Source organism: Rhizobacter sp. P5_C2, from assembly GCF_054049715.1.
Map to the genome: position 1 here is coordinate 1 of NZ_JBFULV010000262.1, position 679 is coordinate 679.

Annotated in this window: 1 protein-coding gene; it reads left to right on the top strand. The window is 73.2% G+C overall.

The features are described 5' to 3' along the window. Positions 1-679 (top strand): hypothetical protein (locus ACXJLU_RS33505; protein ID WP_457338033.1); only part of this gene is annotated, 679 nt, incomplete at both ends.

Genomic DNA, 679 nt, shown 5'->3' on the forward strand with positions numbered 1-679 from the left:
GCAGCGCTACCACTCGGTGCAGCAACTGCTGCCGGCGATCTACGGCGTCGGCCGGCACGGCGTGCCGCGCTCGGCGCCACCGCAGGCGCGGGCCCGCGCGCAGCAGCTGCAGACCTACCTGCTGATGATGGAGCAGGTGATCGCGCAGGGCCTGGCCCAGGTGCAGCACCTGCGCGAGCTGTTCTCGGTCAACGGCGGCTCGGCGCAGACGCTGTGGTCGCAGATGATCGGGCCCGACAGCGTGCCGGGTGTGGACCGGCTGCTGCTCGCGCCGGCCGCGCAGATCGAGCAGGCGGTGTACCGGCCGTTCGACCGCTCGGCGCGGCGCAAGAGCCGGGCGCTCGATCACCTGCTGGCGCTGCACGGCGAGACGTACGCGCAGAACTCGCTGCGCCAGTTCTGCGGGCATCACTCGCCGCAGGAACTCGACGCGCTGCTGCTGGAGAACAAGGCGGCCTACCTGAGCGACATCGTGCGGCTGACGCGCGACCGCGCCGGCGGCTTCGATCCCGGTCGCTCGGCCTGGGGCGGGACGGACAACTGCAGCGGCTTGCAGCGGCGCGCGTCGCTGCTGCTCGGGCTGCGCCTCGGGCACCCGCGCTCGCTGACGCAGGCGCTGCGGCAGCAGAAACTCGCGCTGGTGCCGCAGCCGCTGCCGCAGCATGCGGCGCTGCAGGTG